The following is a 15,498-nucleotide window of genomic DNA, read 5'->3' as shown; positions in this document are numbered from 1 at the left end:
GGTGTCGCCGAGCCGCACTGGCCGGCGGTAGGCCGGTGGTCCCGACGCTGACCGCCGGACAACAGGTCCTCTTCCGCGGCGCCGTACTCTCGGCTCCGGTCTCCCCCGAGGACGGCCTGGAGATCTGGGACGCGCTGGAGATCCTCACCACCGAACCATCCTTCGTCGGCCTCTCCCCCACCCACTTGCCGATGCCGACCTTCACTGTGGATAACTCCCGCGGCACTTCGACGGAATCGGTCAAGCTGTTGGGGTGATCGGCGTTGAAGCACCCAAAGACGGCAGACGGTACGAGGTGGTCGACGGCCGCCTCCTGATCACCGGCGCCCAACCCCCATCCCACCACGCCGCCGTCATCGCCCTGATGATCCACCTGAAGAACGCCTGCCCGCCCGACCTCCTGGTCTCCGTGGGCTCCGTCGACTTCCGCCCCACCCTCGACATCTCCCTCCGCCCCGACCTCCTGGTCTGCCGCCGCACCGAGGCCGGCCCCCACCTCCTCAAATCCCCACCCCTCCTGGCCGTCGAGGTCCTCTCCCCCTCCACCCGAACCACCGACATAGTCCTCAAACGCACCCTCTACGAAACCCACCACGTCCCGTCCTACTGGCTCCTGGACCCGACCCACCAAGAACTAACAGTCCTAGCCCTAACCCCCACCGGCTACACCTGCCAAGCTGTAGTCCAGCCCGAAGAAACCTTCCACACCACCACCCCATTCCCAGTCACCCTCATCCCAGCGGACCTGACCCGCTGACTCACCACCCGGGGCACACCGGGGCAGATCCCGGGGCAACCCGGGGCAGATGGTCATCTGGCCTGCTCTATCGGGTCTGGTCGGTCGACGGTGTGACGCATGCGACCGATCAACACAGGTGAATTCACGACCGCGGACCTCGAGCTGACACCTGACGACGACATGCGGTACGAGCTCGTCGACGGAGTGCTGCTGGTGACGCCAACGTCATCGGCAATTGACCAGCGAGCACTCCAGGCGCTGTCCCGGCAGATGGTTCCCGCTTGTCCTGACCACCTCGAAGTCTTCTTCGGACCGCTGGAGTTCCGGCCCGACAGCCGGCTGGCCCTGTTACCCGATCTGCTGGTGGTCCCCTGCCAGGACAACGGAACCCGATGGGTCGAGGAATTGCTGCTCGCCGTTGAGATCCTTGCACCGGCGACCCTCACGGTCGACGAGATGCTCAAGCGCGAGCTGTACCAGGATGCCGGCGTTCCGTCGTACTGGATGTTCGATCCACAGCAAGCGAGGCTGACTGTGCTCGAGTTGGAGAATGGCAGCTACGTCGAGCGGGCGCTGGTGAGCGGGGATCAAGTGTTCGAGGCGGAGCTTCCGTTTCCGGTGAAGGTAGTGCCGGCAGACCTCATCCGTTGAGGAGTTCGATGAGCTCGGGCTTTTCGGGGAGGTTTTGGGGGCGGATGATGTCGGCGGTGCGGACGTAGTAGAAGGCTGCGGTGACTTGGGTGAGGGGGAGGTTCATGAGTTCGGACCAGGCGACGCGGTAGATGGCTAGTTGGAGGGGGTCGGCGGATTCGGTGCGGGTGGTTTTCCAGTCGACGACGTCGTAGCCGCGGGAGCCGTCGGGGCGGACGACCTGGTAGACGGCGTCGATGCGTCCGCGGATGACCCGGCCGCCGAGGGCCAGGGCGAAGGGGGCCTCGATCTCGTACGGCGTGGTCTCGCCATACGGGCCGATGCGGAAGGCGTCCATCAGTTCGGTCAGGTCGGTGTCGTCGACGATGTCCTCGTCCGCGGCGCCGGGCAGGTCGTCGGGGTCGAGCAGGAGTTGCTGGCCGAAGTAGCTCTCGACCCACGCGTGGAACCGGGTGCCGAAACGCGCCGCCCGGTTGGGTTTGCGGGGCATCGGGCGAGCCAGCTCCGACGCGAGACCGTCCGGGTCCTTGGCCAGCCGCATCACCTGGGTCGCGGACAGGGCGGCCGGCAGCTCGACGTCGTACGCCTTCCGGCTCCGGCTTTCCCTTGCCTCGGACAACAATCGCTCGATCTCGGAGTCCCACCGCGCGACCGTCGCCTGCTCGTCCAGCAGCAGCGACTCCTCCGCCTCGATCGACGGCCCCTCCGTCCGCGACTTCTGCACGAGCGCCGCCGCATCCAACCGTCGCTGGTACGACTCCACGTCGTACGCCGTCGGCCACGGCGCCTGCGTCTGTTCGGCGAGCTCAGGGTTCTCCGCCGACAACTCGGGCTGCTCGGCCCACTCGACGACACGCTCGCCGGCGTGCTTCTTCAGCATCGACAGGTACGCCGACGGGCCGCGCGGACGCTTCTGCGTCGGACCCCACCAGTGCCCGGTCGCCACGAGGATCTCCTTCGCCCGGGTGAAGGCGACGTACCCGAGCCGCCGTTCCTCGAGCGCGTTCACATCCTTGCACTCGTCCGCGAACGACTTCAGGCCGGCGTTGGACAGGTCGTGGATATCCGGCAACGTGTCCGCGTCACCGCGCAACGGCCACGGCAGCACCTTCGCGTTCGTGGTCCACTTGTCCCGGCCGCGATCCGACGGGAACACCTTCTGCACCAGGGTCGGCACGAACACGACCGGCCACTCCAGACCCTTCGACCGGTGCGTGGTCAGCAGCTTCACCGAGTCCGCTTCACTCGGCACGGCGAGATCGAGACCGGCGGCGTACTCCTCCTCGGCGGCCAGATACGCCAGCAGCCCGTCCAGCGAACCGTCCGACTCGGTGGACACAAAGTTGCCGACGGCATCCAAAAACGCGGCCAGGTGATCGCGGCGTCCGGAGTCGACGTGGTCGGGCGTGGCGGTGAGCTCGACGTCCAGGCCGATCGTACTGATCACGCGGCGGACGAGGTCGAGCAGCGGCTCCCCCGAGTGCGTCCGGAGCTCGCGCAACTCGATCGAGAGTTCCTTGAAGCGGACCAGGGCCTCCGGCGAGTAGCCCCAAGCATCCGGCCCTGGATCGTCGACCGCCTCGGCCAGCGAGATGACCTCGGTCGAGTCCATCCCGGCGACCGCGGCGTCGAGCGCCGCGACCAGGTCGTCAGCAGCCGGACGCTCGCCCGCATCGGCGAGGAGGCGCGACCGGTTGGCCAGCAGTGCGAGGTCGCGATGACCGATCCGGAAGCGTGGGCCGGTGAGGATCCGCAACATCGCGGCGTTCGCGGTGAGATCGTTGACGGCTTGCAGCGTGGCGACGACGTCGACGACCTCAGGAAGGGCGAGCAGTCCGCCAAGGCCGACCACCTCGACCGGAACCTTGCGCGCGATCAGGGCTTCGTGGACCGCACTGAGGTCGACGTTCGTCCGCATCAGGATGCCGATGTCTTTCCACCGGCGGTTCGGAGTCCGGTGCGCGGCGACGATCGCGTCGGCGACCCACTCGATCTCCTGCGAGCGGGTCTCGAAGAGTCCGACGGTGATCGCGCCCTCGGGTGCGTTGTCGGGTGCTTCGAGCGGGATCACACCGGGGTGCTGTTCGTAGAGCTCGGCCGCGTGCTGGTTGGCGGCGGCGAGGATCCGGCTGCCGCAGCGGCGGTTGACGCTCAGCACATAGCGGTGGGCCGGCGAACCGTCAGCGTTGGGGAAATGTGAGGGGAACTCGTCCAGGTTCGCGACCGAGGCACCGCGCCAGCCGTAGATCGCCTGGCACGGGTCACCGACCGCCGTGACCGGATGACCACGGCCGTCGCCCTCGGCGAAGAGAGCGGTCAACATCCGGCGCTGCGAGACCGAGGTGTCTTGGTACTCATCGAGCAGCACAACCTTGTAACGCGACCGCTCGACGGCCGCGACCTCCGGGCATTCCTCGGCCAGCCGCGCACCGAGCGCCATCTGGTCGGCGAAGTCGACGACGCCGCGTTCCGCCTTGTACGCCTGGTACTCCTCGACGAGTTGCAGGATCTCGCCACGCTTCAGCGCGGTCTCGCCGAGCTTGCGCACCTCGACCGTCTGCTTGGCTGCCGCCGCGACCTCCTGCCGCACCGCCTCGTCGTGCTCGCGTACGTCGTCCGCCCGGAGCAGGTGATCCGCCAGCTCACCGTCGAGCGAGAGCAGGCTGTTGACGAGCGTCGGCACGTGATGCGACGCGAACCGGATCGGCCCGGCGGATCGCCGTACGACGCGACCCGCGAGCTGGAAGCGCGTCGCGTCGGCGAGGACGCGGGCGTCGGGCTCGAGACCGAGGCGGAGACCGTGCTCGGCGATCAGCGTGCCGGCGAACGCGTGGTACGTCGAGACGACAGGCTCGCCGGGCTCTTCAGGCTCCCAGTTCGGGACGTTGCTGCGCAGGTGCGCCGCGAGGATCGGGTGCTGGTCCTTCGGCAAGGTCGACCCGAGTACGCCGGCCTTGGTCAGGTCCTCGCGGATCCGCACGTCCAGCTCGTTCGCCGCCTTCTTCGTGAAGGTCAGCCCGAGCACTTCCTCCGGCTTCACCTGCCCGGTGCAGATCAACCACACCACCCGGGCCGCCATCGCCGTCGTCTTCCCCGACCCAGCCCCCGCCACAATCACCCCAGGCGCCAAGGGCGCGGTGATCGCCGCCAACTGCTGGTCGGAAAAGGGGATGCCGAGCAGGTCACACAGCTCAGCCGTGGAGTGCAGGTGGGCACGCGTCACCGGGATTCCTCTCCGAAGCGCGAACCGTGGGGACGCGGGGCTCCGATGGGCCAAGCGTGGGGACCTGACCCGCGAGCCCGGGACCTGAGACAGGTTATTTCAGGTCCCCAGCCCCCAGAAGGTGTCTCCGGCCCCGAGATCTGCTTCTCCTGGCGGTGCGCCGGTGGCGAGGAGGTTGGCATCAGACGATCTCCCGGCCTTCCGGCTGGATCGGGCACAACGCGCGGGCTTCGCAGCGGGTGCAGCCGTCGTTGCGTTGGGCGGTGAATTCTTCGGAGCGGACCATGGATTCGGCCTCGTCGACCGCCTCGTCCAGCCAGGTCTTGCCGTCGTCACCGGCTTCGAGCGGCCCCTGGTGCTGGACCTTGGGGAAGCCGGCCTCGTCGTGGCGGAGCTGGACGAGCTCGGCGCCACCGGCGACCGAGTCCTCGCCGAGGTTCTTCATCTGCCGGGACGCGATCGCGCGCTGGTAGATCGCCAGCTGCACGTGCCGTGCCACCGCCGGCTTGGTCGGCATCGAACGACCCGTCTTCAGGTCGACCACCCGGATCGTCCCCTCGGCGTCCTGCTCGACGCGGTCCATCCGGCCCTTGACCCGGACGGCGGGCTTGTCGGGGTCCGGAAGCAGTACGTCGAAGTCGACCTCGGTCCCCACCAGCGTCCGATCCGGCCGACCCTGGTGCCACGCGACGAACCGGCGCAACGCCTGTTCCGCCTCGACCCGCTCCCGGTCCGAGATCCACGCGGACTCGAACTCCAGTTGCGTCCACACCTTGTCGAGCCAACCGTTCAGCTCATCGATCGACGGCGGCAAGGTCCCAGTCGCGACCGCATCAGCCAACGTGTGCAACACCATGCCGAACCCGATTGCCGACGTACTAGGCGTCTCCCCGCCGGCCCGCCGGGTCAGGAACCACCGCAGCGGACAGTCCACGATCGTCGTCAGCGCACTCCCCGACAACGGCACCGGCAGCTCGGGATCCGCGATCGGCCGCTCCGACCGGGTCCGCTCCCGCACACCCCACCACCGCTCCGGGTTCGCCGTCGGCACGAACGCGTGATCCCGATCGTCCACCGCATCGGCCAACTGGGCCAGCCGGTCGGCCGCGACCCGCTTCAACGCCGGCGACGAGGACGGATCCGCGAGTACGCACCGCAGGTCGGCGACCAGGCCGGGCAACGACAACGGCCGCCGCGGCCGTCCCGCGACCAGTTTCAAAGGAATGTCGAGCTCGGCAAGAAATCTGGAGGGTTGGTCGCCGTCCGCCTCGGGGGCCTGAACCGCCGTCACGATCAGCCGCTCCCGGGCTCTGGTGATCGCGACGTAGAACAACCGTCTCTCCTCGGCCAGCAAGGCGCCGGCCGACAAGGGATCGATGAGCCCATCAGGTCCGAGGCGGTCTGGCTCCAGCAGGGATCCGCGTCGCCGGAGATCGGGCCACTGCCCTTCCTGCACGCTCGCCACGACCACGAGCCGCCACTGCAGCCCCTTCGACCGGTGCGCCGTCATCAGCTGTACGCCGGCCTCGCGATACGTCCCGTCGAACCGATGGTCGGCCGCAATGTCGAGAGACTCGAGCTCCGACAGGAACGCCGACACCCCCTTGAACCCGACCTGCTCCTCGGCCCGGCTCGCCGCGTCGAACAACGCGCACAGCGAATCCAGATCCCGGTTCGCCGCACGCGCCGGCTCGCCACCGGAATGCGCCTGACCACGCAGCCGGCGCAACCACGGCGAATCCGACCACAGCGACCACATCACCTCGTCCGGCGCCGCCCCCGCGGTCACGATATTCCTTGCCTTGAGCAACCTCTCGCCCAGCGCCGCGAACCGCGCCTCGGCCGGGGACGCCTCCTCGTCGAGCAGCAGCGGATTCATCAACGCCTCGCGCAACAACTCGTCCGACGACCGCGGCAATCGCTGCCCGCCCGCCGCCTCCCGATCGCGCCGCCGCAACACCCGCGCCAGCCGCCGCAGCTGTCCCGCATCCATCGCACCCAGCGGTGACAACGCCAACGCCCGTACGACGTCGACCGTCAACGTCACCGGATCCGCGACGGCCCGCAACGCCAGCAACATCGGACGTACGGCGGGCTCACGTGACAACGGCAACTCGTCACCGGCCACGTCGACCGGGATCCCCGCGGCTGCCAATGCGCGACGCAACGGCGGGATCGACCGGCTGCCGGACCGGACCAGCACCGCCATCTCGCTCCAGCCGACGCCGTCCTGCACATGGGCACGACGCAGCAGATCCGCGATGTGCTCGAGCTCCGCGCCACTGGTCGAGTACAGATTCGCCTCGACCTTGCCGTGGCCGTAGACACAGCCGCTGGCGTCCGGGTTGCGGAAGCGCTCGAACGTGTCCCGGTCCAGCGTGCCCGGCACACCGAGCCGGCTGACGACATTGCGGGACACCCGCTGCAGCGTCGTACCGAAGCGGCGGGTCGTGCCCAGCGCGATCTGGGCCGCCTCCGCCCCGTTCGCCGTACGGAACTCGTCGGTGAAACGCAGCAGACCACGCACGTCGGCACCGCGGAACGTGTAGATCGACTGGTCCGGATCGCCCACGACGACGAGGTCGCGGCCATCGCCGGCGATCGCCTGGAGCAGCTTGGTCTGACCGGGATCGGTGTCCTGGTATTCGTCGACGAAGACGGCCTTGAACTCGGCGCGCAGCTTGGCCCGCACCTGCGGCTGCTGGGCCAGGATCACCGCGCGGTGGATGAGCTCGGAGTAGTCCAGCACCTGCTCGTGGTCGAGGATCTGCAGGTACTCCTCGAAGAAGTCGCCGACCGCGACCCACTCGGCCCGGTCCGCCGAGCGCCCGATCGCGGACAGGTCCTCCGGGTCGAGGCCGAGCTGCCGTGCCTTGCCGATCACCGCCGACACCTCGTCGGTGAAGCCGCGCGTCTTCAACGCCGGATGCAGACTGCCCGGCCAATGCACCGCACCGACCTCACGACTTCCCGACAGCGCCTCACTCAGCCGCAGCGACTGCTCCGGACCGGACGGCAGCCGCAGCGGTACGTCGAACGCGTCGGCCGGCGTGAACCGTCGGAGCAGCGCATAACAAAAGGAATGGAACGTCATCGAGGGCATCACGCGAGTCGTCCGCCCGAGCCGGCCGGTGATGCGGTCGCGCAACTCGGTCGCCGCCTTGCGGCCGAAGGTCAGCACGAGCACCTCGTCGGGACTCAGCCCGCGATTCCGCACCCGGTCGACGACCGCCTCCACCAACGTCGTCGTCTTCCCGGTCCCGGGTCCGGCCAGCACCAGCAAAGGTCCGCCGGGATGATCCACCACCGCTTGCTGATCCGCATCCAGAACCGGCGCCGACGCGCTTCGCTCCTCCGCCCGGACGAGCCGGTACCGGGACCCCTGTCTGCCGACCATCGCACCATCCCAGCAGACCCCACCGACAATCCCGATCGCCCACTCCGGCAAGTACTTCAATAGCCGGAAAGCGGACAGGGCATGGGTAATCCCGCGCTAACTCTCCGCCCAGTCGAACGGCCGATCAACGGCGAACTAGTCCTGCGGATCCCAGCGAACTTCGCGCAGATTGACGCGGCCGTGGGTGACGCGGACGCCGTCCGAGCGGAGGTTGTGGAGTTGCTCGTCGCCGACCTCGTCCGCCGGTACGCCGGAGGCCCGGATCACCCGCCACCACGGCACGGACGCGCCGTACTCGCGCATGATCGCACCGACCTGACGCGGTCCGCCCTGACCGACGTACTCCGCGATGTCGCCGTACGTCGCGACGCTGCCCGGCGGGATCGACTCGACCGCCCGCAACACCGCCTCGACGTACTCCTCTCTATCCACGCCCCAAACCTAGCGGCGACCGTGGACAGATCAGGCGAGCGGGGCGACGGCCTTGGCGAGCGGCTCGAGGACGGACGGTGGCGCGTCGAGCGGGAGGTTCAGGACGACCAGGTCGACACCTGCTTCGCCGTACGCCGCCGCCGTTGCGACCGCGGTGTCCAGCGGCTCGTCGGGATCGATACGGACGTTGACCGAGCAGGTGATCTCGTTGACGTCGCGACCGACCTCTTCGCAGCGCTGGACCAGCACGTCCTTGAGCGCCTTCCACTCCTCCGGACTCTGGACGATCACGTTCCACTGCTGGGCCCACTTCGCCACCGCGCGCAGGGTGCGCTTCGGCCCCTTGCCGCCGATGGTGATCGGCGGGTGCGGGGTCTGCACGCCCTTCGGCTCGCAGTACGCATCGGTGAGCTTGATGTACTTCCCGTCGAAGTTCGCGACCTTCTCGGTGAGCAGCGCGATCATCGCCTGGGTGCCCTCGTCGAACCGGTCGAAGCGTTCCTTCAGCGGATAGAGATCGATGCCGTAGGCGGTGGTCTCCATCTCGTTCCAGCCGGCGCCGATGCCGAGCTCCAGCCGGCCGTTCGAGATCACGTCGGTGGTCGCGGCCATGTTCGCCAGTACGGCGGGATGCCGGTAGATCATGCCCGTCACCTGGCAGCCGAGCCGGATCCGCTCGGTCGCCTGCGCCAGCGCACCCAGGGTGGTCCACGCCTCGAGGTTCGGGCCGGCCATGTCACCACTGAGCGGGTAGAAGTGGTCCCAGTGCCAGGCGGACTCGAAGATCTCGAACTGATCCGCCGCGACCCACACGTCCCGCAGTTGCTGCCAGGTGGTGTGCTCGGGCCTGGTCTTGATCGCAAACCGCATTCCGGCCTCCTAGGTAACCGTTTCCCCCGGTGACCTTACCCCCGTGAACTAGCCGAAGCAGAGGGCGTTGATCGGGCGGCCTTCCTGGAAGGCGGTGATGACGGCGACGATCTCGAAGACGACCGCGGCGGTTGCCGTGGTGAAGAGGACCAGGGCGATCGGCTGACGGTTGTGACGGAACCAGCGCCGCATGAGGAACAGCGCGATCGCGCCGACGACAAGGCCGGCGAAACCGAGGAGGTACGCACTCGTGGGCAGTGGAAGCGTGCCGTCGCAGGACGCGTGACGGCGGCGGCTCAGCTCGCTCTGGGCGTTCGTGTTCGTCAGCGCGAGCAGCAGGCCGACGATGATCAGCGCGAACACCACCCCCTGCCGGCGGCCGGCCGGGCGAGCCTCCTCCCCCACGGAGGGCTCTTAGTCCAGGCCGAGCCGGGCGCGCACCTCGGGACGCCGCAGCGGTGGCACCGTCTGCGGCGGGACCCGGCGCTCGGGCATCTCCGCCAGCAACTGCTCGGTGATCCGCGCGACCTCGGTCGCGGCCCGCTCGATCGGGCCGCGGGTGGTCGCACTCAGTGAACCGACGCCGCTCACCTTGCGCACGTACTGCAATGCGGCCGCGTAGACCTCCTCAGAGGTCGCGGCCGGCTCGAGTCCCCGGAGAACCGTGATGTTTCTGCACATGCCAAGACAGTAGTCGGCCGGAGGGACAAACCAACGAGAAACCTACGGGGTATTGACTTCCCTAATGGTCTTAGGTTTTCCTCAGAGCATGAGCACTGCTGGGCTGGACCGCCGCACTCGCCGCCGTCAGGAGACCATCGAGGAGATCCTCGATGTCGCCATCGACCTGATGGAGATCGAGGGCGTCGCGGCGCTCAGCCTGTCCGCCGTGGCCCGGCACCTGGGTATGCAACCGCCGTCGCTGTACCAGTACTTCCCGTCCAAGATGGCCATCTACGACGCCCTCTTCGAGCGCGGCGCCCGACGGCTGCGCGACGCACACCGAACCGCGCTCGCGACGGCGACCTCCACCGACCCGTTCGCCAACGACCTGATCGCGATCAGCGCGTTCTGCCGGTGGTGCCTGGAGAACCAGGTCTACTCGCAACTGCTGTTCTGGCGGACGATCCCCGGCTTCGAGCCGAGCCCGGAGGCCTTCGCACCGGCCCAGGATTCGCTCCAGGATCTCCGCGACCACCTGCAGGCGGCGGTTGACGCCGGCCGCCTGCACCCGGACGCGACGAGCGACGACGGCATCGCACTCTTCACGTCCATCACCGCCGGATTGCTCTCGCAGCAGATCGCGAACGAGCCGGACGCGTCCTTCGAGGACGGACGGTTCATCCGGCTGCTGCCCGCCGTACTCGAGATGTTCTACCAGCGCTATGCACCAGCCAGGGGGAAGAAATGACAGCTGTACTCGCGGAACAGATCGGACGCGCCGACCGGCCACGATGCCGGATCCACCGGGACTCGGAGCTCCAGGCGTGGCACGATCTGCTGGCGTCGATCGAGGGGACCGAGTGGCAGCGCCGTACGGTCTGCGACGCGTGGGACGTCGCCGACATCGCCGGGCATCTGATCGGGCAGGCCGAGGACGTCATCCGACCGTGGTCGTTCCCGCGCCGGTTCCGCAAGGGCAAGCGGGTCTACCCCGGCACCCCTCGGTTCGACGCGCACATGGCGCCGTCGGGTACATGAGGACGCTGTCCGGGCGCGACAACCACCCGGTGATCGCTGGCGATCCTGCTGCCGTCGAAGCGGTCGGCAGCTGCCGGATGGACTTCTGACAAAGGAGTGGGGGCTGAGGTCCAAGACCCCAGCCCCACTCCTTTGTTCAGTACAGCGCCGAAGGCGCGGTGCCTGTCAGTACGACGGCTGGCTCGGGTCGATCTGGTCGACCCAGGCGACGACGCCGCCGCCTACGTGGACCGCGTCGGAGAAGCCCGCGCCCTTGGCGATCGCGAGCACCTCGGCCGAGCGGACGCCGGACTTGCAGTGGAAGACCAACTGCTTGTCCTGCGGCAGCTTCTCCAGCGCCACACCGGTCTGGAAGTCGGCCTTGGGGATCAGCACCGAGCCCGGGATCCGGTTGATCTCGTACTCGTTCGGCTCGCGGACGTCGATGAGTACGAAGTCCTTCTCGCCGTTGTCCTTCAGCTTGATCCACTCGCTCAGCTGCTTCACCGAGATGGTCGAGCCGACGGCCGCGTCGGCCGCCTCCTCGGTCAGGGCGCCGCAGAAGCTCTCGTAGTCGATCAGCTCGGTGACGGTCGGGTTCTCGCCGCAGATGGCGCAGTTCGGGTCCTTGCGGACCTTCAGCGAACGCCAGTTCAGGTCGAGCGCCTCGTAGATGTTCAGCCGGCCCAGCGAGGGGTCGCCGATCCCGGTGAGCAGCTTGATCGCCTCGGTCACCTGCGCCGCGCCGACGGACGCGCAGAGCACGCCCAGGACGCCGCCTTCCGCGCAGGACGGAACCATGCCGGGGGGCGGCGGCTCCGGGTACAGGCAGCGGTAGCACGGGCCGTGCTCGGCCCAGAACACGCTGATCTGACCGTCGAAGCGGAAGATCGAGCCCCAGACATAGGGCTTGCCGAGCAGGACCGCGGCGTCGTTCACCAGGTACCGGGTGGCGAAGTTGTCGGTGCCGTCGACGATCAGGTCGTACTGCTCGAAGATCTCGAAGACGTTGTCGTTGTCCAGCCGGGTCTCGTGCAGGACGACGTTCGTGTTCGGGTTGGTCTCGAGAATCGACTCCTTGGCCGACTGCGCCTTCGACTTGCCCACGTCGGACTGGCCGTGGATGATCTGGCGCTGCAGGTTGGACTCGTCGACGGTGTCGAACTCGACGATGCCGAGCGTGCCGACACCGGCCGCGGCCAGGTACAGCAGCGCCGGGCTGCCGAGACCGCCGGCGCCGATCACCAGCACCTTGGAGTTCTTCAGCCGCTTCTGTCCGGCCATCCCCACCTCGGGGATGATCAGGTGCCGCGAGTACCGGCGCACCTCGTCGATGGTCAGCTCGTCGGCCGGTTCGACCAGCGGTGGCAGTGACACGTGTCGGCTCCTCAGGAAGACGTCGGACGGGATCTCCGGTTTTCAACCATCCGTCCCTCCTCCATGTTCCCGCACTCTTCCAACACCCCACCCGTCGGTCCACATCCCGGTCCCCCCGTCTCACGGTCGGATCGCGGACCTCCAGCACTCACCAACCGGGTTCCGGGGCGTGGCCGCACGCTCACCTCCCACCCGCCAGGCCCAATTGATGAGTGCTGCAGGTCCGCCCACACAACCGCCTGCCGGGCCCCCAGGGCGCCCGCACGCGGCTTTCAGTCGTTGGCGGTGATGGTGACCGTCGCGGTGACCGGGAGCTTCATTTCCGCCCCGTCGACCGCCTGGATCACTGCCGAGAACGTCTCCGCCGGCTCCTTCAGCTTGTCGTCGAGGATCTTGACGGTGAGCTCCCCGGCGGTCTTGCCCGGCTCGACGAACCCGTTGACAGCCCGATCCACCGCCCCCGAGCCGTCGTCGTCCGGTCCGGTGTAGTCCTTCCGGATCACCGCGGTGCCGTCCTTCAAGACCCCGGAGAACGTCACGTACTTGTCGCTCGGCGCGGACAGCGTGACCGGGATATTCACCAACCCGGCCTTCTCGACTGTCTTGAGGTTCCCGACCGTGAGCGTCGGCGGCGGATCGTCATCGACCACGAGCCCGTGCCCGAACGACGCATCCAGCAGCCCTTCACGAGGCGCCGACAGGACCAGGTTGAACGGCAGGTCATAGCTGTCCCGAGTGTTCCCGGTGACCGGCACACTCACCTTCTGCCGCACCTGCCCTGGCTTGAAGACCAGCTTCCGCGCCACCTCCCCGACGGATTCACCGAGCTCACCGTTCGACTCGACGTACACGCTGACCGGACGGATGCTCGGCCGCGACATGGTCACCCAGAAGTCCATGGAACGAGTCCCCGAGTCCCCTTCGCGAACCGTCACGTTCGACGCGGACAGCTTCGGCAGCAACGCCGCCGGCGCCGAGAAGCCGAGCCCAGGCGACGAGAACGCCAGATCACTCACGTACGCCGACCCACGCGCCACCTTGTCGGTCCGCCACTCGACCGCTCGCACGTCACGCAGGTTCACGCCCTTGAGCGACGTCAACGGGATCCGCACCGTCCGCAGCAGGTTCTTCGGCAACCCGCTCTCGCTGTTCCCCGGCATCCGCACCAGCGCGTCACTGACCGCGGACACCGGTACGACGGCCGCTCGTCCGTGCCCATCGACCACGCGAACGCTCAGATCGGTCTTCGGCGATCCAACCGGGTCCGGAGCCGCACGGAACGACAGTGCGGCAAACCGCCGTACGTCGCGTTGCCGAGCGGGCACGTTGACCCGCACGACCCCGTTGGTCCCGCTCCAGGTCAGCTTGGTGACCGCAGTGGTCGGTGTCTTCGCGGCGTACCACGCTGTACCCCAGTGCGGCGCGTTAGCCCAGTCGTCAGACGTCATGCAGGTCTGCACAGCGGCCAAACGACCAGATGGCTGACTCACACCGGCACACACCGCGGCAGTCACCTTCCCGGTGACCGATCCGGCCGGCAGCGGCTGGTCCAGGTGATTCACATCCCGCCGCGACCGCACCGGCGCCTGCGACACCACCCGTACGACGGCCCGCCCGGCAGATGCCGCCCGTGAGTCGGACCCGTCCAGCAGCGGCAGGAACTTCGTCTCATGCCCCAACTGCAATCGGAAGAACCCGGCGATGTACGCCGTACCGACGGCCTGCTGCTCCTTCGCCGTCAACCGGCCCGCGTACTTCGCACCGCACGGCGACTCCTTCTCGTCACCGAACCAGTCGTCGTTGGACGGCGCCTCGGACTGCCCGGGCGTCCACTCGGTGTTGAAGAAGTTGTGGTTGGTACCGAGCACGGTGATGGTCGACCGCGGCGCGGCGTCTCCGGTGACGGAGTATCGGGTGTCGTCGTAGAACTTCTGGCCCTGCAGGTCCGAGACGTCTCCGTCGCAGTACGGCAGGAGCACGCTCATCGCGACGCCGGGAACGGTGGCCCGGGCGAAGTCGGTCGGTGCCAGTGGCAGAACGGCGCGGATACCGTACTGGCCGCCGCGGTCCGCGTTCAGCACCGCCGCCCGCGCGACACCCTCGCCACCACGCGAGTGCCCCATCAGACCGATGTTCCGCAGGTCGATCTTGCCGGCAAATGCACGCCCGAACGGCCCGCCGCCGATCGTCGACCATCTCTTCCACAGCGCCAGATGGTCGAGGATCAGCTCGGCCCGCGCCTGTGCACCTGAGTCGTAGACCCCGCCGTCGTACGCGTTGACCGCGTTGGCGCTGATCGACACGACCTGGTACCCGTTGCTCGCCAGCGCGGTCGCGGGAGCGTCGTACCCACGGAAGCTCGGGACCGGCTTCATCCCCTGCGGGCACGGCCAGGGCTTGTCGACCTCGCCCGGGTCCTGCCCGTAGCAGAACTCGTGCCGGCCGTGCAGGAAGATCACCAGCGGCCGCGGGCCGATCGCGCCCTTCGGCGTGTACACCTTGCCCCGGAGCTCCGACCGTTGCCCGAGACCCGGCAGGTAGACGGCCTCGTCACCGAGGTTGTACTCCGACGTCTCGACCTTGTATTTGCCCAGCGCGCCGGGATCCGAAGGCAGCACCGGCCCGCGCCGCGCCTTCAGCCAGTCGGCGTCGGTCGGCCCGGTCGCCCGGCCCCGGTTCCGCCCGGCGTCCTTGCCGAGGTCGCCGGACCAGATCAGCCGTAGGTCGCGAGCCGTCAGGACGGCCCGGTTGGTACTGGTCAGGGTGAGCGTCCGCCGGTCCGGCGACTGCTTGGCGACGCCCAGCGGTACGCCGTCGGCCGCGAGCAGCGGCAGCGACGCGCGCATCGGCGCCGCCGTATCGAGGTGCAGTGTCAATCGGTAGCCACCGGCTACCGGTTCAATGCTCCAATTGTTGCCTGTAGCAACAGATGGCGGCGGGGCGGGCGGAGCGGCGGTTGCAGTCAACGTCCCCACACCCAGCAGTGCGACCATCCCCAGCGACAGGCTGCGTACGGCTCTGTCGATCACTCGCACAGTGGTCCTCTCGTTCGTGACGAACAGGTCGTTCGTCATGACTTCTCGGGCGAGAGGAAAGTTGATCCGATGGGCCGCTCAGCTGCGTCTCAGT

The 15,498-nt window shown here is 68.2% G+C and carries 13 protein-coding genes; 5 read left to right on the top strand and 8 right to left on the bottom strand.

The features are described from left to right. Positions 1–35: 35 nt before the first annotated feature. From ACZ3HV_RS14305 to ACZ3HV_RS14295, 3 genes are all read left to right on the top strand, one after another. Complete coding sequence (locus ACZ3HV_RS14305; RefSeq protein ID WP_465684315.1) at positions 36–257, top strand: hypothetical protein; 222 nt, start codon at positions 36–38, stop codon at positions 255–257. Then, the gene (locus ACZ3HV_RS14300; RefSeq protein WP_465684313.1) at positions 254–757 is read left to right on the top strand and encodes a Uma2 family endonuclease; all 504 of its coding nucleotides are present in this window, start codon (positions 254–256) and stop codon (positions 755–757) included. The genes ACZ3HV_RS14305 and ACZ3HV_RS14300 overlap by 4 nt, the downstream gene beginning before the upstream one ends. Positions 758–856: 99 nt before the next feature. Continuing rightward, on the top strand, positions 857–1,390 hold the full coding sequence (locus tag ACZ3HV_RS14295; protein WP_465684311.1) for a Uma2 family endonuclease: 534 nt from the start codon (positions 857–859) through the stop codon (positions 1,388–1,390). Here ACZ3HV_RS14295 and ACZ3HV_RS14290 read toward each other — a convergent pair. The 6 genes from ACZ3HV_RS14290 to ACZ3HV_RS14265 form a co-directional block, all read right to left on the bottom strand. Then, positions 1,380–4,613 (bottom strand): UvrD-helicase domain-containing protein, encoded by a 3,234-nt coding sequence (locus ACZ3HV_RS14290; protein ID WP_465684309.1) that lies wholly within the window; start codon positions 4,611–4,613, stop codon positions 1,380–1,382. The genes ACZ3HV_RS14295 and ACZ3HV_RS14290 overlap by 11 nt on opposite strands. 181 nt (positions 4,614–4,794) lie before the next feature. Next, a complete protein-coding gene (locus ACZ3HV_RS14285) occupies positions 4,795–8,010 on the bottom strand; it encodes an ATP-dependent helicase (protein ID WP_465684307.1) in 3,216 nt (1,071 codons plus the stop codon). Between the two features lie 135 nt (positions 8,011–8,145). Continuing rightward, positions 8,146–8,442, bottom strand: coding sequence for an MGMT family protein (locus ACZ3HV_RS14280; RefSeq protein WP_465684305.1), 297 nt, complete (start codon positions 8,440–8,442; stop codon positions 8,146–8,148). A gap of 30 nt (positions 8,443–8,472) precedes the next feature. Next, positions 8,473–9,312, bottom strand: a complete 840-nt coding sequence (locus ACZ3HV_RS14275) for a TIGR03560 family F420-dependent LLM class oxidoreductase (protein WP_465684303.1) — start codon at positions 9,310–9,312, stop codon at positions 8,473–8,475. A 48-nt stretch (positions 9,313–9,360) separates the two neighbouring features. After that, on the bottom strand, positions 9,361–9,717 hold the full coding sequence (locus ACZ3HV_RS14270; RefSeq protein ID WP_465684301.1) for a hypothetical protein: 357 nt from the start codon (positions 9,715–9,717) through the stop codon (positions 9,361–9,363). A gap of 9 nt (positions 9,718–9,726) precedes the next feature. Beyond that, entirely contained in the window at positions 9,727–9,993 is a 267-nt protein-coding gene (locus ACZ3HV_RS14265) for a DUF2277 domain-containing protein (protein ID WP_360365895.1), read from the bottom strand. 88 nt (positions 9,994–10,081) lie between these two features. Between ACZ3HV_RS14265 and ACZ3HV_RS14260 the strand changes: the two genes are divergently transcribed. Both ACZ3HV_RS14260 and ACZ3HV_RS14255 read left to right on the top strand, forming a co-directional pair. Next, entirely contained in the window at positions 10,082–10,723 is a 642-nt protein-coding gene (locus ACZ3HV_RS14260) for a TetR/AcrR family transcriptional regulator (RefSeq protein ID WP_465684299.1), read from the top strand. Beyond that, positions 10,720–11,013, top strand: coding sequence for a maleylpyruvate isomerase N-terminal domain-containing protein (locus tag ACZ3HV_RS14255; protein ID WP_465684297.1), 294 nt, complete (start codon positions 10,720–10,722; stop codon positions 11,011–11,013). The genes ACZ3HV_RS14260 and ACZ3HV_RS14255 overlap by 4 nt, the downstream gene beginning before the upstream one ends. Positions 11,014–11,178: 165 nt before the next feature. On the opposite strand, the gene moeZ is transcribed toward ACZ3HV_RS14255, so the two are convergent. Beyond that, on the bottom strand, positions 11,179–12,369 hold the full coding sequence (gene moeZ, locus ACZ3HV_RS14250; RefSeq protein ID WP_360365890.1) for an adenylyltransferase/sulfurtransferase MoeZ: 1,191 nt from the start codon (positions 12,367–12,369) through the stop codon (positions 11,179–11,181). Between the two features lie 272 nt (positions 12,370–12,641). Then, positions 12,642–15,443, bottom strand: coding sequence for a Calx-beta domain-containing protein (locus ACZ3HV_RS14245; protein WP_465684295.1), 2,802 nt, complete (start codon positions 15,441–15,443; stop codon positions 12,642–12,644). Positions 15,444–15,498: the final 55 nt, after the last annotated feature.

This window comes from Kribbella sp. NPDC020701 (assembly GCF_055562215.1).
Note: the sequence above shows the minus strand (reverse complement) of the source record. Positions and strands in the feature narration are given on the sequence as shown.

What these genes read in the sequence shown, in the direction of transcription:
- ACZ3HV_RS14255 (WP_465684297.1), top strand. Translation starts at nt 10,720, where the DNA reads ATGACAGCTGTACTCGCGGAACAGATCGGACGCGCCGACCGGCCACGA.
- ACZ3HV_RS14295 (WP_465684311.1), top strand. Translation starts at nt 857, where the DNA reads ATGCGACCGATCAACACAGGTGAATTCACGACCGCGGACCTCGAGCTG.
- ACZ3HV_RS14275 (WP_465684303.1), bottom strand. Translation starts at nt 9,312, where the DNA reads ATGCGGTTTGCGATCAAGACCAGGCCCGAGCACACCACCTGGCAGCAA.
- ACZ3HV_RS14265 (WP_360365895.1), bottom strand. Translation starts at nt 9,993, where the DNA reads ATGTGCAGAAACATCACGGTTCTCCGGGGACTCGAGCCGGCCGCGACC.
- ACZ3HV_RS14245 (WP_465684295.1), bottom strand. Translation starts at nt 15,443, where the DNA reads ATGACGAACGACCTGTTCGTCACGAACGAGAGGACCACTGTGCGAGTG.
- ACZ3HV_RS14260 (WP_465684299.1), top strand. Translation starts at nt 10,082, where the DNA reads ATGAGCACTGCTGGGCTGGACCGCCGCACTCGCCGCCGTCAGGAGACC.
- ACZ3HV_RS14285 (WP_465684307.1), bottom strand. Translation starts at nt 8,010, where the DNA reads ATGGTCGGCAGACAGGGGTCCCGGTACCGGCTCGTCCGGGCGGAGGAG.